Below are 20,136 nucleotides of genomic sequence, written 5' to 3' on the forward strand. Positions count from 1 at the left end.
AGCGTTGCCACCGCTAATTATTTGTTTTAAAAAACTTAGTATAAGCGACATGCATAATCACAATAACCAAACCAGCACCTATTCCTAACAGTCCGTCAAATACTAAAGGGGCTAGTATTTCTCCCGTGCTACCAGCAACCGACTGCGCATAATGAGTTACATCCACTTGGGTATGATGCAAAAGCTCAATTGCGTGTACTAAAATTCCACCACCCACTAAAAACATCGCCACCGTGCCCGCAAAGGCTAAAAACTGCATTAACCGTGGGGCTGCAGCTAATAAGGCTTTGCCGAGTAATTCTTTAAACTTACTTGCGGAAAGTTTGGATTGATTAAGTAAATATAAGCCCGCATCATCAAGTTTTACAATTCCTGCAACCAGTCCATAAACGCCAATTGTCATGATGATGGCAATCACACTCAATACCAGCGCCTGGTTCATTAATGTCGCCCCTGCGACCGTACCTAATGTAATAACAATAATTTCAGCGGAAAGAATAAAATCAGTGCGAATTGCCCCTTTAACTTTTTGCTTTTCATACTCTGCCAAATCTAAATTTTCACCATCCTCTATAGCTTCTTGATGATGAGGTAAAAAACGAGCAAATACTTTTTCTGCGCCTTCAAAACATAAAAATAAGCCACCTATCATTAAAAGGGGAGTAATTAGCCAAGGCAACCACACACTAATTAATAACGCAGCAGGAACTAATATCGCTTTATTTAAAAACGACCCTTTTGCTACCGCCCATACTACCGGCAGCTCCCTATCGGCGGTGACCCCTGTAACTTGCTGCGCATTAAGTGCTAAATCATCACCAAGCACCCCTGCTGTTTTTTTTGTCGCAACTTTACTCATGGTCGCAATATCATCCAGCAAAGTCGTTATATCATCCAATAATGTTAAAAGGTTGCTGCCAGCCATGACATTTCCTCACTAAAAATAAGATCTTAAACATAACGTAAAGCGATATTTTCACCAACGGTTAATTTAGCTTTGCTAAGCTCCTAATTAACAGCCGATGAAATAGATAAATGATGAAACCAATAAAACACACTACCGTTATTATTGCTTTAATAGTCCTGACTGCATGCAATAAGCAGCCAAGCATTAATAACTATATATGCAATAGCGCACCTGCAAAACTTGATATTATTAGCAACAAACAAGCAAAGTTGAGCTTTTATGATCATGATTATATGTTGAATCATGAGGTGAGTGCTTCAGGCAGTAAATACATTAATCAAGAGGTGTTATTTTGGAGCAAAGGCGAGCAAGCCATGCTAATAATTAAAGGTAAAAAGTATCACTGCAACACTGGTTAACCAATGACTAACATCGCATTAAAAAACTTGCTACACTAACAAAAGTCTTAATATTGTTGATAAAGTTATGCAATCTCTTGCCATCAAACATAAAATAATTTTAGCCTTTTCAGCCATTGGCTTGTTAATGCTTACTAGCAGTCTATTTTTTTACTGGTCGCTAAATCAAATTAGTACTACTAACACGCGTATAGAAACCTTGGCAGTGCCTGTACAACAAGCGAGTAAAGATCTGCGCTTATCACTCCTTTCTATTACTAAATTTAATGCCATTGCTTATAGCCAAACTAAACTTAATTTACTGCTGGAAAATAAAAAACAGGCGCACGCCGAACAAACGCAGTTTTTTAGTAAATTAGAAACACTCAAAGCGCAAGTTGCCCAGCAGCAAGGCATGCAAACATTACTCGTTACTATTAATAATGACTTCACCAAGCTAAATACAATAAGCAACGACATGCTTGCAGCAAAAGAGCAACGCTTTAAGGCGCAAAGCTCAGCCGCAGCACTAACAATTACGTTTAATGAACAACTTCGTGAACTCAGTAACCGCTTACTTGATATAGAGCTCATAAACGTGGCGAGCAACCAGCAATCACTTTTGAATGCAGTATTTGGCACAGCGACTCGTGTTGATGATTTATTATTTACTTTAAATAATAATGTCAAAGGAATTGGGCAAATAACCACGTCAGAAAATATAAACGATCATCAGCAAGATACCTCTTTTTTACTCGACAATATTAAATCTAATCTTAGTTACTTAGAGCAACAAGCCACCCCAATTGCTAATAAACTCAACACAAATGAGCTTATTACAGCATTTGATGATTTAAGTAGCTTATTAAATAATCCTAATGGGCTGTATGCATTGCAAAATACTGTGCTCAATAATAAAGACAAAGTTGATCAGCGTTTTGAAAGCTTTCAAAACGCCTTTATTAGTATTGAAAATCAATTGATTGAGCTTAATAAACTGGCTGACACGCGCTTTAACTTTCTACAAGATAGCGCTAAATCAGCGATTAATACCGGCTCTAGCTTAGTGATTATTATTGCGTTTGTATTAATTGCATTGCTGATTATTATTTCAGTATTTACTACTAACGCCATGCTAAAACCGCTTAAAAAGGTGAATAAAGAACTTGCTCGCATAGCCTCAGGTGACTTTTCTCAGCGTAGCAATCCCCACAGTAAAGATGAATTTGGTACGCTAATGCACAACACTAATAAGCTTTGTGATGATTTAACTCACTTAATAAAAGCCATTAGTAACGACGCTTACGAACTCGATAATTCAGCGATTCAAACCAGCGAAAAAGGCCAGCAAATGACCATTGTTGCTAAGCAACAGCTGGAACGTAGTGCACAAGCAACCTCATTAGCACAGCAAATGTTACTAAGCTCACAAGCCGTATACGAGCAAGCGCAAAGCACTTCAGATGAAATTACTAATGCCTCGCAATTTGCTAATGACGTAAACGACATTGCAAACAATAATAGCCAAAGCATTGAGGCACTTTTAAGCCGCTTAGATAGAGCAGTAAGCAGTACAGAAGAATTAGCGCAATATACGCAACTAATTGGCGCCATTGTCGATACCATTAGCAGTATTGCAGAGCAAACAAATTTACTGGCACTTAATGCCGCAATTGAAGCGGCGCGGGCCGGTGAACATGGTCGCGGGTTTGCCGTAGTAGCAGATGAAGTCCGCTCGCTTGCAGCTCGTACGCAAAGCTCTACTAGCGAAATTACCACCATGATCAACACACTACAGCAGCATACTCAAACCACTCAAACTGAAATAAATGATGGGCAACAACAGGCTAAGCACTGCGTTGAAAACAGCACTGAACTAAATAGTGCCGTTGAGCGTATTAAAAGCACGCTGGTATCGGTTAATGCTATGAGTAAAGAGATTGCTCATGCCTCACATGAACAACTTACAAACAGCACCGATATTCAACAAATAATGGCTAAGGTAACCGAGCAGGCCACCTTAAACGCCAACAATGCAACGACCCTAGCAAGCGAAAGTGAAGACGTTAATCAACTTGCACACTCATTAAAAGGTGCAGTAGAGCGCTTTAAGTTTTAAGCGCAGCTAATGACTTGGCTTGTATGAACTGGGTATAATACTTTTAACTTTTTGCTAAGTAACGGCCCACAATGAAATACAAAGATCTACGCGATTTTATCGATTTACTTGAAAAACGAGGCGAGTTAAAACGCATCAGCCAAGAAATTGACCCGTATCTTGAAATGACCGAAATTGCTGACCGCACACTGCGTGCCGAAGGCCCTGCTTTATTATTTGAAAACCCTAAAGGGTACGACATTCCCGTTTTAGCTAACTTGTTTGGTACCCCTAAGCGTGTAGCTATGGGTATGGGCCAAGAAGATGTGAGTGAATTACGTGAAGTAGGAAAATTACTCGCATTTCTAAAAGAACCTGAGCCGCCAAAAGGCATTAAAGAAGCGCTCGGACAAATTCCGGTATTCAAGCAAGTACTTAATATGCCGGCTAAAGAAGTTAAAAAAGCCCCCTGCCAACAAGTTATTTTACAAGGTGACGACGTTGACTTAACTAAGCTTCCTATTCAGCACTGCTGGCCTGGCGATGCTGCACCTTTGATTACTTGGGGTTTAACCGTTACCAAAGGGCCTCACAAAAAGCGCCAAAATTTAGGGATTTACCGTCAACAGCTATTGGGTAAAAATAAAATCATTATGCGTTGGTTATCTCATCGCGGTGGCGCGCTTGATTTTCAAGAGTGGTGTAAAGAACACCCTGGTCAGCCCTACCCTGTTTCGGTGGCATTAGGTGCAGATCCTGCGACTATTTTAGGCGCTGTTACCCCCGTTCCAGATACACTAAGCGAATATGCCTTTGCAGGTTTACTACGTGGTAGTAAAACTGAAGTAGTTAAGTCAATCTCGAATGATTTACAAGTACCAGCCAGTGCAGAAATCGTACTTGAAGGGCATATTATGCCAGGAGAGATGGCGCCGGAAGGTCCATATGGCGACCACACAGGCTACTACAACGAAGTCGATGATTTCCCAGTCATGACGGTCACCCATATTACACATCGTAAAGACCCTATTTATCATAGTACTTTTACTGGCCGTCCGCCGGATGAGCCGGCTATTTTAGGGGTGGCACTAAACGAAGTATTCGTGCCAATTTTACAAAAGCAGTTTCCAGAAATTGTCGATTTTTATTTGCCGCCAGAAGGTTGTTCCTACCGCATGGCTGTGGTGACAATGAAAAAGCAATACCCAGGTCACGCCAAGCGCGTAATGATGGGAGTTTGGTCATTCCTACGACAATTTATGTACACTAAATTTGTTATTGTCTGTGATGATGATATTAACGCTAGAGATTGGAACGATGTAATTTGGGCTATCACTACTCGTATGGACCCTGCGCGCGACACCACGTTAATTGAAAACACGCCAATTGATTATTTAGATTTTGCATCGCCCGTATCGGGCCTAGGTTCAAAAATGGGCATGGATGCAACTAATAAATGGCCAGGTGAAACAACTCGCGAATGGGGCGAACCTATTGTCATGGATCAAGCGACTAAAGATCGCGTTGATGAACTTTGGGATAGCTTAGATATTCTTTAACGACTTTGGTCTAGGGCCCTAGGCTATAAACTCACCCTGCGGATATGCTATTATTGCTCAAATAAAGTGCGTATCCGCTAATTTAAGGTAAAACATGCAAACATTACTCGCTGAAGTTGTCTCTATCAGCCCACTAACAGAATTTGTTCATAAAGTTATTTTAAAGCCGCAACAGCCTGTAGCATTTGAAGCTGGCCAATATTTACAATTGGTTTTAGGTGAGAAAGATAAACGCGCGTTTTCAATCGCGAGTCGCCCTTCACAAACGGATGCTTTAGAATTACACATTGGCGCATCAAACGCAGACTCTTATGCGATGCAGTCATTAGAGCACCTTCGTAGTGCCCACAACGATAACCAAACCGTAACTATTGAAGCGGGTTTAGGTATTTCTCAGCTGCGTTTGCAGTGCGAGCGTCCAATTATTTTACTCGCCGGCGGTACTGGTTTTTCTTACGCAAAGTCAATGGCTGAGCATTTAGCTGAAATCAACTGTGAGCGCCCGGTGCTATTTTACTGGGGTGTAAAAGAAGAGTCGGCGCTGTATGCTCATACGCAAATGCAAGCATGGGCAGATAGCCGTAAAAACTTTAAATTTATTCCTGTAGTAGAACATCCTACCGACAGCTGGACTGGCCACACTGGTTATGTACATAAAGCGGTGATGAGCGATATTATGTCGTTAGAACCTTACGATATTTATATGGCAGGTCGTTTTGACATGATTGGCATAGTACGTGATGATTTTATAAATCATGGCGCCATTCGCGAAAACATGTACGCGGATGCATTTGCTTTTATAAAATAAAAGCAAATGCATTATTTTTAAGGCACCTTAGGGTGCCTTAATTGTTTTAATTGCTAGAACTATGATTGTTATTACCTATTAAGCTCATCAACATAAACAATTTCCTAAAATCCAATCTATAAACCATACTTTGTATAGAACATTAAGCGGGAGAAACCTAAATGTTAAATACAAAAGTAAAAGATTTTATGCAACACAAGTTGCCTCATATCACCCCTAATACAGAAATGACCACAGCCATTGCTGAGCTACAAAAATTTAAACTACTTGGCGCACCGGTATTTGATGATAATAAGGTGCTTGTTGGCTTTATCTCAGAACAGGAGTTACTTAAACCCTTAATGCAAAGCAGTTATTTTTGTGATGGTATGGTTAAGGTATCGCAGTTGATGCAAACAGATGTGGTAACCGTGCACGGCGATACCAATATTATGGAATTAGCAGAACAAATGAAGCCCGGTAAACCTAAAAATTATCCCGTAATCGATGGCGGTGTAGTGGTAGGTATGATCAGCCGTGCCGATATATTAAAAGCACTTTATAATAATTACGTTAGTTGTAATGCGCACATATAAAAAATGCCACTGTAAACAGTGGCATTGTTAATAAATATCTTAACCAGAGTTCAGGTTAATATAAGCAATTTAACGCTGTGCTACTTTGGCTTTAAGTGCACTTTTATCAGCGTCACTTAAGTAGGCAATTTCAAGCGCATTCGCTTGCGCTTTTTCCATATCGGCTTGTGACAAACCTGCTTTTGGTGCTGCCACTGCGTACTCGTACTCAATTTCAATGCCTTCAACAGCTGGGTCATCCGTGTTAAGGCAGGCTAAAATGCCATGATCTAAAAACTGCTTAAGTGGATGTTTGGTTAAATCATTCACTGTACTGGTTTGAATATTACTGGTTAAGCATGATTCAATACCAATGCGGTTATCGCGTAAATAATCCATTAGTTTGGGATCTTCAATCGCTTTAACACCATGGCCTATTCTGCTTGCACCAAGCTCGTTTAATGCTTGCCAAATACTTGGCGCACCTAACGCTTCACCAGCATGCACAGTAACAGCTAAATACGCATCACGTACTTGTTTAAAGTGATCAACAAACAGCTCGCCAGGGTAACCAATTTCATCACCGGCTAAATCTACGGCGACTAAGTCATTTTTAAAGGCAAGTAACGCGTCTAACTCGTGCTGGCAGGTTTTAACACCGTATGTACGAGATAAAATACCAATTAAGTTTGCTTTTATATCAGCATCTTTTGTTGCACTGCGGATACCATCAACCACCGCCTCAACAACCCCTTGAGGATGTAGGCCTTGGCTTTGTGCCATATAATAAGGGCTAAAACGCAGCTCTACGTAATCAAGGCCTTGCGCTTGCGCATCTTCAATATTCTCTATCGCAATGCGTCTACAGGCATCGTAATCACCTAGTACCGTCACTCCCCAATCAAGCTTTTGTAAAAATGCCATTAAGTTTGGTTCAGGATCAATAACCTGAACATGAGGAATAAGTGCTTCAACATTGTCCGCGGGTAAAGCGATATTAAACTGACGACCAAGTTCTAGTATGGTTTGCGCGCGTACATTACCATCTAAATGACGGTGAATATCTAGCAAAGGTATTTTTCTATTGATCATAATAGCTACTCGGTTGAATTAAAATTGCGCGAATGATACGCAGGTATAGTAATATTTCAAGTGTAGAATATTTAAATTAGCGCTAGGAGGTCTTATGTCTGCTTTTTATATAAAAGAGTGGCTTAATCTCTAACGTGATAAATAAAACCAAATCATTTTAAACAGTGCATCAGCATCAATAGGTTTGGTTATATAGTTATCCATACCCACATTAACCGCTTTTTTAGCGTCTTGTTCGTGCGCATTAGCAGATAAGCCAATAATGGGTAAATCTAAAAAACCTAACTCATTACGAATCACTTTCGTTGCCTGTAAGCCATCCATTTGCGGCATTTGAATATCCATCAACACTAAGTCATACTTTTTATCGCTTAGCATTTTAATCGCTTCAAGGCCGTTATTAGCAATATCTACAACACCCTGCTTGGTTTTTAAAATAGCCGTAGCCACATGTTGATTTAATGGGTTGTCTTCAACTAGCAGTAAACGATACTTCGCCAATGTTAAATTGCTAATATCTATTTTATCTAACTTACCTGAATAATATTGTGCTTTAGGTAATGGTGAATGAAGCGGTAAACTAAAGGTAAACGTAGAGCCGTGACCCTCACTACTTTTTAAATCAATTGCTCCTCCCATCAATTCCACTAATTTTTTACAAATACTTAAACCAAGCCCTGTACCACCAAACTGGCGTGAGGTTGAACTATCAGCCTGAGAGAAAGGGTTAAATAGCTGTTTTTGTGCTTTCTCGCTAATCCCAATCCCCGTGTCATTGACACTCAAATAAGTCATTTTTGCTGACTGCCAAATTTTTAATGTGACACTGCCCTTAGTAGTGAACTTAACGGCATTATTTAATAAATTAAGCAGTACCTGCTTTAAACGAATAGGATCAGTATTAACAACTAAAGGAGCGTCCTGGTCGACTTCAACTTGTAGCGACAAAGACTTATTACTGACTTCAAATTGCATTAAACTCATAACTTCTTTTGCTAGAGACTTTAACTCCACAGGCTCCTGCACTAACTCAAGTTTACCCGCCTCCATTTTTGAAAAATCAAGCACATCATTAAGCACTCTCAATAATACGCTGACCGCACCATCAGCTTGCTCTATGTAAGCTTTCGCTTGCGGCCAGTCCTGCTGTTGCAGTGCTAAGTAATGCATGCCTTTGATACCATTAATTGGAGTGCGAATTTCGTGGCTCATATTGGCTAAAAACTGGCTTTTTATCTCACTGGCTTCATCAGCTTTTTTCTTTTCCTGGCGCAAAGTCAGTGTTTGCTTTGCAACTTGTTCCCGTATACGAACATTAGTGGCTACCACTGAAATTAAAAACATAATCAGTAGCCAAACAAACAACATTCCTACTATTTGTGCTAACCAATAAATTAGCCAGGTTGATTGCGTCTTAGGCTGGTATATTTCTACTTGCCATAACTGATGACCAATTAACAATTGATAGTCTTTTAACAACTTCATTGCACTATGTTCTGCTACATAAAGGGGTTGCTGGTTATCTGTTTTATTTATATCGGTAAAACTAATCGCAACTTCACCACGACTATCAAACGAGAGTGCCTCAGATAACTTAGCTAAACTCACTAGGGCAATTACAAACCCTTTAAAATCGCCTTCAATATCAGGGGCTCCAAACACAGGGGAAATAAAAAGTACGCTTAATTCCTCGTCTGTAGGGGCTAGCTTAAATGGCTCACTCAGTACCAACTCATTAAGAATTTTTGCTTTATTAAGGGCGTCGCGAATACCCACATCAGAGCTCAAATCAAAGCCCAACAGATCTTGCATATTCTTTAAGGGGTAAATGTATTTTATGGGGTAATAAATATTACTAGAGGGTGCTTTTTGCCATTGTCCATTCGCCATTCTTTGTTTTATAACGACACTTTTGTCCCATTTAGTAGATTCATTAATAGAATTGGCAGTAATGATTGGTACCCAATTTAACGCTAAAATCTCTTCACTGTAGCTCAACTGCTTAGAGGTAAAATGATTAAACTCATCAAGACTAACTTGTTCGCTACTTGCTAAAAATGCGCCTAACAAAGATAGATGGGCAGCCACTTCATCTAACCTTTGATTAATGGCACTTTGCGTCATCATCACTTTAGCTTCTTGTTTTTGAATGTCTTTTTGTTTTTTTACACTAGCCGCACCATAAAAACTAACACTGATAATGGCGTAAATAAGTAACGCAGGCAAAATAACTTGAAGCCGATGACGTAACTGCGAATAGTTAAATACAGCCAGTACTAAAGGGGTAAAAATCAGTACCCCTATTGAGTCACCAACCCACCAGGTAATAAAGGTACTAAGCGCAGCAGATGAGCTAATTATATGATTAAAAACAAGCAGAATGGTTCCTGACCCAGCAGCTATGACGCAACACAGCGGTCCACCAATCATCAAGCTTTGAATGCTGAGTTTAAGGGAAGATAAATTAAGAGGCGCTTTAATAACTTTGGTAATGAGGAATGCACCCAGCCAGGCCTGAGAAAATACAGCACAGCTGACGCCAATAGCTTGCAATAATACTTGCCAGTTTAAAATATCAGCAGCATTGTCTAAGTGAATTAAATTAACAAAAGCAGCGCCTGCAAAAATCCCCACATAAGCGCGACGCCCCCATAGTAAAAAGCTCGCTAGTGCAATACCTGCAGGAGGCCAAGAGGCAACCGCGTAACCATTAACAGCAAATAAAAAATTACTCAGGTAACCGCTAAAGAAGTAAGCGCATGCGAGGCTAAAGGAAAGTGTAAATACATTTTTCACAACCGCCGCCCCTGCGCTTTTATTATTGATTTATAACTATAATTGATTATTGGTAGAGTACAAGTGCCTTATCTAATTGTGCACTGTGCTTATAGCTTAATATAGCTTGTTGTCGGTATTGTGATTTATTTTCACTATTAAGCGCTTTATCGAATACTCGCGCAGCTAAATCATAATCACCTTGCGCATTGGCTAAACACGCCAACGCTAATAGTAACGCATTATTATGCTCATCTTTTTTTAGTCGCTCTTGAATGCCTGATTGCAACTTATAAGCATTACTTGGGGCAGCTTCACTTAAAATGTAAGCCAGTTGGTCATGTTGTTTATTGTGCTTAAGCAATTTAATTAGCTCATTTTCAATGCTTGCTAATTGCCCGGTTTTAGCCATTTGGGTTAAATAAGCCGTATACGCATGCGCTTGCAATTTTTTACCTAAATGTTGGTATTTAGTGGTTAACTCATCACTTGCCTGCGCTGCAAAATAAGCTAAAAACACTTGCTGCCACTGGGTATCACTCAAGGCGCTTTTGCGTAATAAACGCGGTAAAAAGTCTTCAAGCAATTTAAAATGCTGCTGTTGCACTAACACTTCGGTGTACAATTTCAAATCAAGCACCGTGGCTTTTTTAGATTCTGCAGCCACCCGTATTTGCGGTTCAATAACACTGCTGTCGCCACTAGCTAACCACAGTTTAGCCACTTTAAGTTGTTGCTCTGGGCTGATTTCAAACAAACGCTCAAGCGCTTTATCGGGTTGATTATTTGCCAGTGCCGCTTTTGCTAATAATGCTAAACGTATATCGGTAAATTTAGGTGGCACACTATTGTTTGATAGCGCACTGTCTACTTGCTCGTAATCATCATTAATGAGACTCCACAATGCGTGCTCTATAGCTGCATGTTTACGCTCTTGGCTTCGTGCAAAAAAACCATGCTTAGTGTTTCTGTAAATAGATAAACAATAACGCACTAGCTTGTAAGTTAAATACAAAGCCGCTGCACTCAGTACTGCCATTATACAAAATGAAACAATTGTGCCTTCTATAGTGGTATTGTTAAATGAAATCAGCACATAACCTTTTTCATCTAACACAAAAGGGGTAATCGCTAGCACCAACACAATCGCGACAATGAAAATAATCAGTCCTATCATTGTGCCCACTCCTTCACTTGCTGAGTGCTTTGCAGTGTTACTTGAGGATTAAAGTTAAGCGATTCTTTTTCAAGATTGGCTAAGGTCTGTATTACCACCTTTGTCGCATCGTCATCTTGCTTAAAGTATTCATTAACCAAACGTTTTGTATCATTCAAAGCGTTAAAATAAATACTTGCTTGCTTACTCATTAATGCGTCTTGCGCCTGGGTAATATTAAGCTTGATACGCTGGGTAATTAAATGGCGCTCTCGGTCAGTTAATAACGGCTCAATTAATACGCCTTCGTGATGGCGAATAGTAATAAAGCTATCGACTATTTTATTCCAGCTATTACGAATATTTTGCTGCCAATCACTAACATCTTCAGAGAGTGCGTTCTCATCACTTATACTCGCCTCTTCAGGCAAATTAACCGCATTAAATACTAAGTCATCAATACGTTTTATTACGCTATTTAATTGTAAATAAATCGCCTCTGTCGCAACCGGTTTAATACTGTCGAGTGTTTGAATATCTTGTGTAATTGCTTGGCGCAACTCAAGCGTACCAGAGTGGTCGCTTAACAATGAATCTAAACGTTTAAGCACGGCACTCGTGCCTGAGTAATCTTGCTCTGCCCACAGTTTAAACTCAGCCATACGTTGCAAGCTAGTCACTTCTTGTGGGTTTAATGTATTACCACTTTGTTGTACCTTTTGTAGCGCGGCTTTTAATGCTTGTTGATTTTTTACAGAATTTTCATTGAGTGCCATAGCGATTTGCTCTTCGCTATTAAGCAGTGCTTGTTGCAAACTGAGCTGCTCAGACTTAAGCGTTTGCAGCTCTTGCTGCAATATCTTATTTTGCTCTGTTAATGCATTTACCGCTAAATTTTGCACTTTACCGGCATTGAGTTTTTGATAAAACTCATAACCCACGCCACTGGCAACAAGCAAGGAAATCACTAACGCAACGCTACCTACTTTACTTACTTTTTGAGGAGTGCTCTGCGTTTGGTTATTCGCTTTTGCAGAGTCACTTTTAGTCGTATTAGAAGTGTTCTTTGCTATTGGCTGTGCTTCTTTTTCTGCTTTTGGCGTCGCTGACTGTTCACTCATTTTGCTACCTTGCTGATTAATGCAGGTAAACATAGCGTGGTCGCTAGCTCCTGCCGCAGTGTGTATATGGGTCGAATTTATTTTTTGTTGCTGTAAATAAGCACCAATGCGCTCACTGGCAACATAAAACTCGCACTGTTGTAACCACGTTAGTTGCGCTGGCGTAATAGTATTAAATATAGCGTCAACTGCAGCATTACTTGTAATGACTATACCGTGTACATTAAGGCTTTGCCAGTGGTCTATCCAGTTAGCTGAACTAGGCTCTACCGGCTCACGTTGATACACCACACAATTATTTAAATAAGCACCACGTTGCTTCAAGGTTTTTGCTATTTCAGGTCGCCCGCCAATACCTTTTACCAGCACAATATTACTGCCATCAACGTCAGCCAATGACTTAAGCGCAAGTAACCCCTCAGAGTCATGTTGTTTTGGTAATGCAGCTCGCACACCAAATACTTCATAAATGGTATCAGCTGTTTGTTGGCCCACCCCATAAAACTGCGCTTTGGTATTAATTGCAGGCTTAAGTGCATTTAATGCATGCACCGCATCCTGTGAAACAAAAATAATTTTGTCGGCGTTTACCAACGGGCTTAATTCAACGCTTGTCGGCGTTAAGTAGGTTATTTTTAAAACTGGATATAAAGACGCTTGATAACCCGCTTGCTCAAGTTGCTGTGCAAGGGCTGCGCCTTTTCCTTCGGGCCGAGTTATCAAGATATGTTTCATTATGCGTCTCGATATACGTCAGCTAGAATTTTATCTGCGCCTTGTGCTAATAATTTTTTAGCCAGCTCTATACCTAACTTTTCAGCATCATCAACATGACCACTAATTTCATCGCGTAAAATTTCACTGCCATCAATCGCACCGACTAAACCACGTAAGTGTACTTGCTCACCATCAACCAATGCATACGCACCAATTGGCACTTGGCAGCCTCCTTCTAAATGGCGGTTCATTGCGCGCTCAGCGTTAACGCGAATACGTGTTTCGCTATGCTCAAGTGGCGCTAATAATGCTTTTGTCACGCTATCATCTATACGACACTCAATGCCTACAGCGCCTTGGCCATTAGCAGGTAACGACACTTCTGGTTCAATAAAGTCACGAATACGCTCGCCCATCTCTAAACGAATTAGCCCTGCTGCTGCGAGTATAATGGCATCATATTGGCCGCTATCAAGCTTTGCTAAACGTGTATTGACATTGCCGCGTAAGTCACGAATTTCTAAATCCGGACGCAGCGCTCTAATTTGACACTGGCGACGTAAACTTGAAGTCCCCACAATAGCGCCTTGTGGTAGCACATCAATATTGGCAAAGTTATTTGATACAAACGCATCACGCGGGTCTTCACGCTCACAAATAACGTGCAGTTCTAAATCATCCGGAAACTCTACTGGTACATCTTTCATTGAATGCACAGCAATATCTGCACGGCCATCAAGCATGGCTTGCTCTAGTTCTTTTACAAATAAACCTTTGCCGCCAATTTTAGCTAGCGGTGTATCTAAAATAATGTCACCTTGAGTCGACATTGGCACGAGCTCTACACGCACGTCATCATGAAAATGCTCTAGCTGCGCTTTTACAAATTCAGCCTGCCAGAGTGCCAATGCACTTTTACGAGTGGCAATGCGAACTAACTTTGTTTTTTCAGTCATAAAATATCCATTAATAATTACTAGCTTTTAGAATTAAAACTTATTCAATCTAAGGCTATTTAATTTGCTAAAACTCTAAATTCTTTTTGAGCGATGAGCAGCCCGCTTTCATCAACTACATCAACGCGCCAATGCCCTAATTGAGCATCCATAATATTTTTAGTTGAGTACGTTCTGTAACGCGGAGAAGTGACCTTAAGTGCCACTTCAGCCATTACTTCACCTTCAAATAGCCACACATGTTTTACCTGCTGGCCCTGTAAGTTTTTAAGCTCACTAAAAAATGACAGCGACTCTTCAAATTGATTTAAACGCACATCGGCGGCAAATACATTGGTTGGCTCACGGTTACTGACACTGCGAGTCAGAACTGCACGGCTAATTGTGGCTGTATCTATTTTGGCTCCCACAGCTACACTAGCAATATGTGCAGATGCAGCAAATTTCTTTTGCTCAACTGGCTTTGCACTAACAGTCTCAACTTCAGGGGCTTGAGTGTCTATTGCTGCAATGGTTGCTTCTTCAGGCTCAGCAGTGATCGTTGGCTCTACTTCTTGCTTAATAATACTTTGTTGAACTTCAGGCTCCGATGGTACCGGTTCAGTAATAGAAGCTGATTTTTGCTCAACTGAGGAAAAGGTTTTAGGGTCTGCAATCGCGACACTGCTCACCGGCTCCTCATCAGCATCTGTGGCTTTTTCACTCTCTACTGATGCTGCATTATCATCGCTTAGCGACACAATTGCTGTTTGTTGCTCAGTTAAATCAGACTGCTCATTAGGATGCGGCGTCCCTTGATCAGCATTTACAGCACTAGACAGGCCGTAAATAACCGCTGCAGAGGTCATAATCACCAACATAGAAATACTCACAATCCGACGCCAATGCCACTCATAGCTCACGTTGGGTTTGCTAGTAGATGGTTCGCGTTTTACATTTGCTGTTATTACTATTTTTTGACTCATTTTGACCCTCAGCGGCTCCTAAACTAACTTAAGCGAGAAATTAACCATTGGCGCACAGCTTGTAACTCTTGTGTACAAACCTGATGCCCCATTGGGTATTCTTGCCAACTTACATCCATGTTATGCGTTGATAATACTTCAAACGCACTTCTACCCGCGCTATGCGGTACAACGTCATCTTGGCTACCATGAGCCATAAATATATTTAACTGTGTTTGTTTTGCTTCATCGGCCAATTTATGTGGCACACACATGTAGGTTGACAGCGCCATTACACCAGCCAGCTTTTGTTCTAAACGCGGTGCTAAATGAAGCGATACAACGCCACCTTGCGAAAAACCCGCTAAAATAATTTTACTGGCAGGTATGCCGTTAGCAATTTCTTGTGTAATGAGTTGCTCAACTTTTGCAGCTGATTCTCTAACCCCTTGCTCATCGGCACGTTTATCTAAATCCATAGATTTAATGTCGTACCATGAGCGCATTTGCATACCGCCATTAACTGTAACAGCCTGCATAGGCGCGTGCGGAAAAATAAAACGCACTCCTAACTCAGTAGGTAAGTCGAGCTGCGGGGCAACAGGTGCAAAACCATCACCTGAATCACCTAAGCCATGTAGCCAAATCACCGTGGCTTTATGGGCACTTTGTGCCGGGTATTCTACAAACCCTAAACTCATAGCGTTGATTGCCACTTAATTTCTTGACCCGCTTGACGTGTTGACGCTTCATTGATGAAACTCCAAAACTCTGCACCCGAGCGGTTATCAATCCATTGACCATCACGCATTTCAAAATGATGACCATTGAATTTTGTTGCTACCCATACCTGGTGCAAAGGGGCTTGCTTATTAATCACAATCTTACTGCGATCTGGAAAAATAATTTCTAAAATACCTTGAGCCGATTCATAATCTAAATCTGCTTCACAATCATCAACTTGTTCTTCAATAGTGAACATAAGAGCTTCTGCTAACTGGTGATATTCGTGATCAGTCATCGTTAATTTCCTTTGCAGGCGAGGCGCCTAAATAATGGGTGCATGTTTATAGAGCTAGTGTAACAGGAATAAAATCATCCGCGAATAGCTGCATTTTTTAGATATTCTGTTACTCTGCGATTATAAAGCCAGCAACCGTATTAATCTAATGAAAGCGACATATACCTTACAATTAAAACAACTATTAATCAGCACCGTATTGTTGTGTGCGTTAGCTGGCTGTGGTCAAAGCGGCCCGCTGTACTTACCCGAGCAGCCTGCTGAACAAAACCAGCCAACTGACACCCCTAATAAACAAACACCCGTAGAGCAACAACAGGAGCAATAAATGGATTTTTTTAATTATAAAAACAACCAACTATTTGCTGAAGATGTCAGCGTAGCCACTATTGCACAACACTATGGTACGCCGTGTTATGTGTATTCAAGAGCCACGTTTGAACGCCATTATTTAGCGTTTGCTAATGCGGCTAAAGATCACAAAAGCCTAGTGTGTTATGCCGTCAAAGCAAATTCAAATATTGCGGTGTTAAATATATTGGCACGACTTGGTGCAGGTTTTGATATTGTCTCAAAAGGCGAATTAGCTCGGGTGATCAAAGCCGGAGGCGCTGCTAATAAAGTGGTATTTTCTGGGGTTGCTAAAACGGCTGACGAAATTGCTTATGCGTTAGAATTGGGTATTAAATGCTTTAATGTTGAGTCAATCTCAGAGCTTGAGCGCATTTCTGAAGTGGCCTGCGAGCTTAATTTAGACGCGCCAATTTCTATTCGCGTTAACCCCGATATTGATGCCAAAACACATCCATATATTTCTACTGGGCTTAAAGAGAACAAGTTTGGCATTGGTATCGAATCTGCTTTAAGCGTGTATCAACATGCTGCGTCGTTACCTGGCTTAACGATTGTTGGCGTAGATTGCCACATTGGCTCACAGCTTACACAAACCAAACCGTTTTTAGAGGCGCTTGAGAAACTACTGGTATTAATTGATGAGTTAAAGAATGCAGGTATTGAGCTAAGCCATCTAGATATTGGTGGAGGACTTGGAGTAACCTACGATGATGAGCAACCCCCGCATCCAAGTGAATATGCAGCACAAGTAACGCAACGCCTTGCGAATTACCGTCACCTAGAACTGATTTTTGAACCAGGGCGAGCCATTGCCGCAAACGCGGGGATTTTAGTAACACAAGTTGAGTTTATTAAACAAAACCAAGACAAATATTTTGCGATTGTCGATGCGGGTATGAACGACATGTTGCGCCCATCACTGTATCAAGCATGGCAAAAAATTATTCCTGTATCAGTGCGTGATGACGAAACACCGACCCATAATTACGACGTAGTTGGGCCGGTGTGTGAAACAGGTGACTTTTTAGGTAAAGACCGCCCATTAGCACTCAAACAAGGTGATTTATTAGTACAGCGAAGTGCTGGAGCCTATGGTTTTACTATGAGTTCAAATTATAACTCACGCCCACGGGTTGCTGAAATAATGGTTGATGGTGAGCAACATCACCTTATTCGCGAACGCGAAACTATCGAAAGCTTATACCAAGGTGAGAAAGTTTTACCATAAACGTTTTTGCCAACTAGCTGCTCTGTGGCATGATTAGCACAGAGCAAAACCGAATTAGAGCGCTATGTTAGTTAATTTTTCCAAAATGCACGGCTTAGGTAACGACTTTGTTGTGATTGATAATATTACACAAAACGTTTTTTTATCCCGTGATCAAATCAAAAAGCTGGCCGATCGCCATTTTGGCATTGGGTTTGACCAACTACTGATGGTTGAAGCCCCTTACTCACCGGATCTCGATTTTCACTATCGTATTTTTAACGCTGACGGCCACGAAGTAGAACAATGTGGTAACGGTGCGCGTTGCTTTGCCCGCTTTGTACGCATGAAAGGCTTAACCAATAAACATAAGATTAGCGTGTCGACTAAGTCAGGTAATCTCACCCTGTATATTGAAAAAGACGGTCAAGTAACGGTTAATATGGGCCACCCTAATTTTGAGCCGAGTAAAATTCCACTCAAAGCAACCAAACGTGAGCTGACTTACATTATTCGCGCAGAAGAACATACCGTTTTTAGTGGTGCCGTATCTATGGGCAACCCGCATTGTGTTATGGAAGTAGACGATATAGAAACAGCCCAAGTGGATACCCTAGGCCCATTGCTTGAAAACCATGAACGTTTCCCGCAGCGCGCGAACATTGGCTTTATGCAGGTTATCTCTCAAGAACACATTAAACTCAGAGTATGGGAGCGTGGTGTAAGCGAAACACTTGCTTGCGGTACCGGCGCGTGTGCCGCCATGGTGATTGGCTTTATCCAAAATAAGCTCACCAGCACAGTACAAGTTGATTTACCCGGCGGTAGCTTACAAGTTCGCTGGAGTGGCGAAGGCCATCCAGTGCGTATGACTGGCCCCGCTGAACATGTATTTGATGGGCAAGTGGCACTATGAGTGAATTAACTAAACAGCAAGTAATAGATTACTTACAACAGCATCCTGATTTTTTAATTAATCAACCTGAGTTATTAGCGCAACTTGAGTTACAACAGCAAGTACAGGGGGCGACTTCATTAGTGCATATTCAGCAGCGCCAATTACGCGAGCACAATACACAGCTAAAAAATCAAATAGACAGCATGAGCAAAAATGCAACCCAGAATGAACTGGTTTATCGTTTATTTAGTCAATGCCACCGGCAGCTGTGGAGTAATTACGACTTTAATACGCTGGCCAGTAACTTACGCAATATTATTTGTATGAGCCCGACTATTAATGAGTGCAAACTCGTTAGATACGACAGCGCCTTTGAAGAGCTAGTAAAGCACAGACTATCTGATAGTAATCATTATTTAGGCCGTGTAAATCAGCAAGAACGCGACTTACTCTTTAACAATGACACTCAATCGACCGCACTTTATTTAATTGGTGAGCCGAGTAATCCCTACGCAATTTTGGCTTTTGGCAGCCACGATGAAAACCACTTTGAGCCCTCACAAGATAACTTATTTGTATTAGACTTTGTACGCTCACTGCAAATACGGTTACTGGAACTGGCATGAGCGATAACACGCCAAATATAAGCGACTTAAGCGATAGCTGGCGTACACCCATTACATTATTTAGTGATTACTTAAAATTTGAACGCCAGTATTCGGCGCACACCGTCAATCAGTATGTCAGCCAATTAGGTTTTGCCGCCTTGTATTTTAATAAGCTATGCGACAATTGGTTCGCGGTACAAAGCGAGCATATTCGCCGTTACAGTATGGCACTGCGCGCAAAACAGTTAAGCGGCAGAACAATCAGCTTAAAATTAAGCTGCATTCGTAGTTTGTATAAATTTTTAAAAGCAAAAAACATTACTGAGCAAGCGCATTACCACAATCCGGCACAGGGTATAAAAGGCCCTAAATTTGCGCGACCTTTACCTAAAAACCTTGATGTTGACCAAATGGCTCGTTTACTCGAAATCCCCGATGATGATCCGCTCGCCATTCGTGATAAAGCCATGATGGAACTGATGTATTCATCAGGATTACGTATTAGCGAGTTAGTTGGTACTAATACGCAAGATATAAACACTCGTAGCGGTGAAATATTAGTGCGAGGTAAAGGCGCAAAAGAACGCCTAATACCGGTTGGCTCTAAAGCACTTGAGGCATTAAAAAACTGGCTGGCAGTTCGCCCACTGTATATGGGTGCAGATGAACATGCGGTATTTTTAAGTAGCAAAAAAAACCGTATTTCTGTACGCCAAGTTCGTTTGCGTATGCAAGAATGGGGTATTAAACAAGGTATTAGCTCGCAAGTTCATCCACATAAATTGCGCCACTCATTTGCATCGCATATTTTAGAGTCTTCTGGCGATTTACGAGCAGTCCAAGAGCTATTAGGCCACAGTAGTTTATCTGCAACCCAAGTTTATACCCATTTAGATTTTCAGCACTTAGCTAAGGTGTACGATAACACCCACCCACGTGCTAAAAAAAGAACTGATTAGAGCA

Annotated in this window: 19 protein-coding genes; 10 read left to right on the forward strand and 9 right to left on the reverse strand. The window is 41.1% G+C overall.

Annotation, left to right across the window (positions count from 1 at the left end):
* Positions 1-13: 13 nt before the first annotated feature.
* Positions 14-925, reverse strand: a complete 912-nt coding sequence (locus AC27JR_RS16035) for a DUF808 domain-containing protein (RefSeq protein ID WP_487174141.1) — start codon at positions 923-925, stop codon at positions 14-16.
* 110 nt (positions 926-1,035) lie between these two features.
* Here AC27JR_RS16035 and AC27JR_RS16040 point away from each other — a divergent pair, with 110 nt between their 5' ends.
* The 5 genes from AC27JR_RS16040 to AC27JR_RS16060 all read left to right on the forward strand — a co-directional run bounded on the left by AC27JR_RS16040 (position 1,036) and on the right by AC27JR_RS16060 (position 6,345).
* The gene (locus AC27JR_RS16040) at positions 1,036-1,326 is read left to right on the forward strand and encodes an MliC family protein (RefSeq protein ID WP_487174142.1); all 291 of its coding nucleotides are present in this window, start codon (positions 1,036-1,038) and stop codon (positions 1,324-1,326) included.
* Between the two features lie 67 nt (positions 1,327-1,393).
* On the forward strand, positions 1,394-3,424 hold the full coding sequence (locus AC27JR_RS16045; RefSeq protein ID WP_487174144.1) for a methyl-accepting chemotaxis protein: 2,031 nt from the start codon (positions 1,394-1,396) through the stop codon (positions 3,422-3,424).
* 71 nt (positions 3,425-3,495) lie between these two features.
* Entirely contained in the window at positions 3,496-4,962 is a 1,467-nt protein-coding gene (ubiD, locus tag AC27JR_RS16050) for a 4-hydroxy-3-polyprenylbenzoate decarboxylase (RefSeq protein ID WP_138605419.1), read from the forward strand.
* Between the two features lie 94 nt (positions 4,963-5,056).
* Positions 5,057-5,770 carry an NAD(P)H-flavin reductase gene (gene fre, locus AC27JR_RS16055; protein WP_008468592.1) on the forward strand — a complete coding sequence of 238 codons (714 nt, stop codon included), beginning with the start codon at positions 5,057-5,059 and terminating at the stop codon, positions 5,768-5,770.
* 161 nt (positions 5,771-5,931) lie between these two features.
* Positions 5,932-6,345, forward strand: coding sequence for a CBS domain-containing protein (locus AC27JR_RS16060; protein ID WP_008468590.1), 414 nt, complete (start codon positions 5,932-5,934; stop codon positions 6,343-6,345).
* Between the two features lie 69 nt (positions 6,346-6,414).
* Here the strand turns inward: AC27JR_RS16060 and add are convergent, their stop codons facing one another.
* From add to cyaY, 8 genes are all read right to left on the reverse strand, one after another.
* Positions 6,415-7,416, reverse strand: coding sequence for an adenosine deaminase (gene add / locus AC27JR_RS16065; RefSeq protein ID WP_076919928.1), 1,002 nt, complete (start codon positions 7,414-7,416; stop codon positions 6,415-6,417).
* Positions 7,417-7,545: 129 nt separating this feature from the next.
* Positions 7,546-10,212: an ATP-binding protein gene (locus AC27JR_RS16070; protein WP_487174146.1), complete on the reverse strand. Its 2,667-nt coding sequence runs from the start codon at positions 10,210-10,212 to the stop codon at positions 7,546-7,548.
* A 46-nt stretch (positions 10,213-10,258) separates the two neighbouring features.
* Positions 10,259-11,368, reverse strand: a complete 1,110-nt coding sequence (locus AC27JR_RS16075; protein ID WP_487174147.1) for a heme biosynthesis HemY N-terminal domain-containing protein — start codon at positions 11,366-11,368, stop codon at positions 10,259-10,261.
* Positions 11,365-13,203, reverse strand: a complete 1,839-nt coding sequence (locus tag AC27JR_RS16080; RefSeq protein WP_036934546.1) for a uroporphyrinogen-III C-methyltransferase — start codon at positions 13,201-13,203, stop codon at positions 11,365-11,367. The genes AC27JR_RS16075 and AC27JR_RS16080 overlap by 4 nt, the downstream gene beginning before the upstream one ends.
* The gene (gene hemC / locus AC27JR_RS16085) at positions 13,203-14,141 is read right to left on the reverse strand and encodes a hydroxymethylbilane synthase (RefSeq protein ID WP_487174148.1); all 939 of its coding nucleotides are present in this window, start codon (positions 14,139-14,141) and stop codon (positions 13,203-13,205) included. Before hemC ends, AC27JR_RS16080 begins: the two co-directional genes overlap by 1 nt.
* Before the next feature lie 59 nt (positions 14,142-14,200).
* Complete coding sequence (locus AC27JR_RS16090) at positions 14,201-15,106, reverse strand: DUF2914 domain-containing protein (protein ID WP_487174149.1); 906 nt, start codon at positions 15,104-15,106, stop codon at positions 14,201-14,203.
* 23 nt (positions 15,107-15,129) lie between these two features.
* Positions 15,130-15,786 (reverse strand): alpha/beta hydrolase, encoded by a 657-nt coding sequence (locus AC27JR_RS16095; protein WP_008109038.1) that lies wholly within the window; start codon positions 15,784-15,786, stop codon positions 15,130-15,132.
* Complete coding sequence (gene cyaY, locus AC27JR_RS16100; protein WP_008109036.1) at positions 15,783-16,106, reverse strand: iron donor protein CyaY; 324 nt, start codon at positions 16,104-16,106, stop codon at positions 15,783-15,785. The genes AC27JR_RS16095 and cyaY overlap by 4 nt, the downstream gene beginning before the upstream one ends.
* Positions 16,107-16,254: 148 nt before the next feature.
* Between cyaY and lptM the strand changes: the two genes are divergently transcribed.
* From lptM to AC27JR_RS16125, 5 genes are all read left to right on the forward strand, one after another.
* Positions 16,255-16,434 carry an LPS translocon maturation chaperone LptM gene (lptM, locus tag AC27JR_RS16105; protein ID WP_487174150.1) on the forward strand — a complete coding sequence of 60 codons (180 nt, stop codon included), beginning with the start codon at positions 16,255-16,257 and terminating at the stop codon, positions 16,432-16,434.
* Positions 16,435-17,688, forward strand: coding sequence for a diaminopimelate decarboxylase (lysA, locus tag AC27JR_RS16110; protein ID WP_487174151.1), 1,254 nt, complete (start codon positions 16,435-16,437; stop codon positions 17,686-17,688).
* Between the two features lie 64 nt (positions 17,689-17,752).
* Positions 17,753-18,583: a diaminopimelate epimerase gene (dapF, locus tag AC27JR_RS16115; protein WP_008468575.1), complete on the forward strand. Its 831-nt coding sequence runs from the start codon at positions 17,753-17,755 to the stop codon at positions 18,581-18,583.
* Positions 18,580-19,191, forward strand: a complete 612-nt coding sequence (locus tag AC27JR_RS16120) for a DUF484 family protein (protein WP_076919935.1) — start codon at positions 18,580-18,582, stop codon at positions 19,189-19,191. Before dapF ends, AC27JR_RS16120 begins: the two co-directional genes overlap by 4 nt.
* The gene (locus AC27JR_RS16125) at positions 19,188-20,132 is read left to right on the forward strand and encodes a tyrosine recombinase XerC (protein ID WP_487174153.1); all 945 of its coding nucleotides are present in this window, start codon (positions 19,188-19,190) and stop codon (positions 20,130-20,132) included. Before AC27JR_RS16120 ends, AC27JR_RS16125 begins: the two co-directional genes overlap by 4 nt.
* The last annotated feature ends 4 nt before the right edge of the window (positions 20,133-20,136 follow it).

It is taken from the genome of Pseudoalteromonas sp. NH0006-26 (assembly GCF_057552415.1).

What these genes read in the sequence shown, in the direction of transcription:
- AC27JR_RS16035 (WP_487174141.1), bottom strand. Translation starts at nt 925, where the DNA reads ATGGCTGGCAGCAACCTTTTAACATTATTGGATGATATAACGACTTTG.
- AC27JR_RS16040 (WP_487174142.1), top strand. Translation starts at nt 1,036, where the DNA reads ATGATGAAACCAATAAAACACACTACCGTTATTATTGCTTTAATAGTC.
- AC27JR_RS16045 (WP_487174144.1), top strand. Translation starts at nt 1,394, where the DNA reads ATGCAATCTCTTGCCATCAAACATAAAATAATTTTAGCCTTTTCAGCC.
- ubiD (WP_138605419.1), top strand. Translation starts at nt 3,496, where the DNA reads ATGAAATACAAAGATCTACGCGATTTTATCGATTTACTTGAAAAACGA.
- fre (WP_008468592.1), top strand. Translation starts at nt 5,057, where the DNA reads ATGCAAACATTACTCGCTGAAGTTGTCTCTATCAGCCCACTAACAGAA.
- AC27JR_RS16060 (WP_008468590.1), top strand. Translation starts at nt 5,932, where the DNA reads ATGTTAAATACAAAAGTAAAAGATTTTATGCAACACAAGTTGCCTCAT.
- add (WP_076919928.1), bottom strand. Translation starts at nt 7,416, where the DNA reads ATGATCAATAGAAAAATACCTTTGCTAGATATTCACCGTCATTTAGAT.
- AC27JR_RS16075 (WP_487174147.1), bottom strand. Translation starts at nt 11,368, where the DNA reads ATGATAGGACTGATTATTTTCATTGTCGCGATTGTGTTGGTGCTAGCG.
- AC27JR_RS16080 (WP_036934546.1), bottom strand. Translation starts at nt 13,203, where the DNA reads ATGAAACATATCTTGATAACTCGGCCCGAAGGAAAAGGCGCAGCCCTT.
- hemC (WP_487174148.1), bottom strand. Translation starts at nt 14,141, where the DNA reads ATGACTGAAAAAACAAAGTTAGTTCGCATTGCCACTCGTAAAAGTGCA.
- AC27JR_RS16090 (WP_487174149.1), bottom strand. Translation starts at nt 15,106, where the DNA reads ATGAGTCAAAAAATAGTAATAACAGCAAATGTAAAACGCGAACCATCT.
- AC27JR_RS16095 (WP_008109038.1), bottom strand. Translation starts at nt 15,786, where the DNA reads ATGAGTTTAGGGTTTGTAGAATACCCGGCACAAAGTGCCCATAAAGCC.
- cyaY (WP_008109036.1), bottom strand. Translation starts at nt 16,106, where the DNA reads ATGACTGATCACGAATATCACCAGTTAGCAGAAGCTCTTATGTTCACT.
- lptM (WP_487174150.1), top strand. Translation starts at nt 16,255, where the DNA reads ATGAAAGCGACATATACCTTACAATTAAAACAACTATTAATCAGCACC.
- lysA (WP_487174151.1), top strand. Translation starts at nt 16,435, where the DNA reads ATGGATTTTTTTAATTATAAAAACAACCAACTATTTGCTGAAGATGTC.
- dapF (WP_008468575.1), top strand. Translation starts at nt 17,753, where the DNA reads ATGTTAGTTAATTTTTCCAAAATGCACGGCTTAGGTAACGACTTTGTT.
- AC27JR_RS16120 (WP_076919935.1), top strand. Translation starts at nt 18,580, where the DNA reads ATGAGTGAATTAACTAAACAGCAAGTAATAGATTACTTACAACAGCAT.
- AC27JR_RS16125 (WP_487174153.1), top strand. Translation starts at nt 19,188, where the DNA reads ATGAGCGATAACACGCCAAATATAAGCGACTTAAGCGATAGCTGGCGT.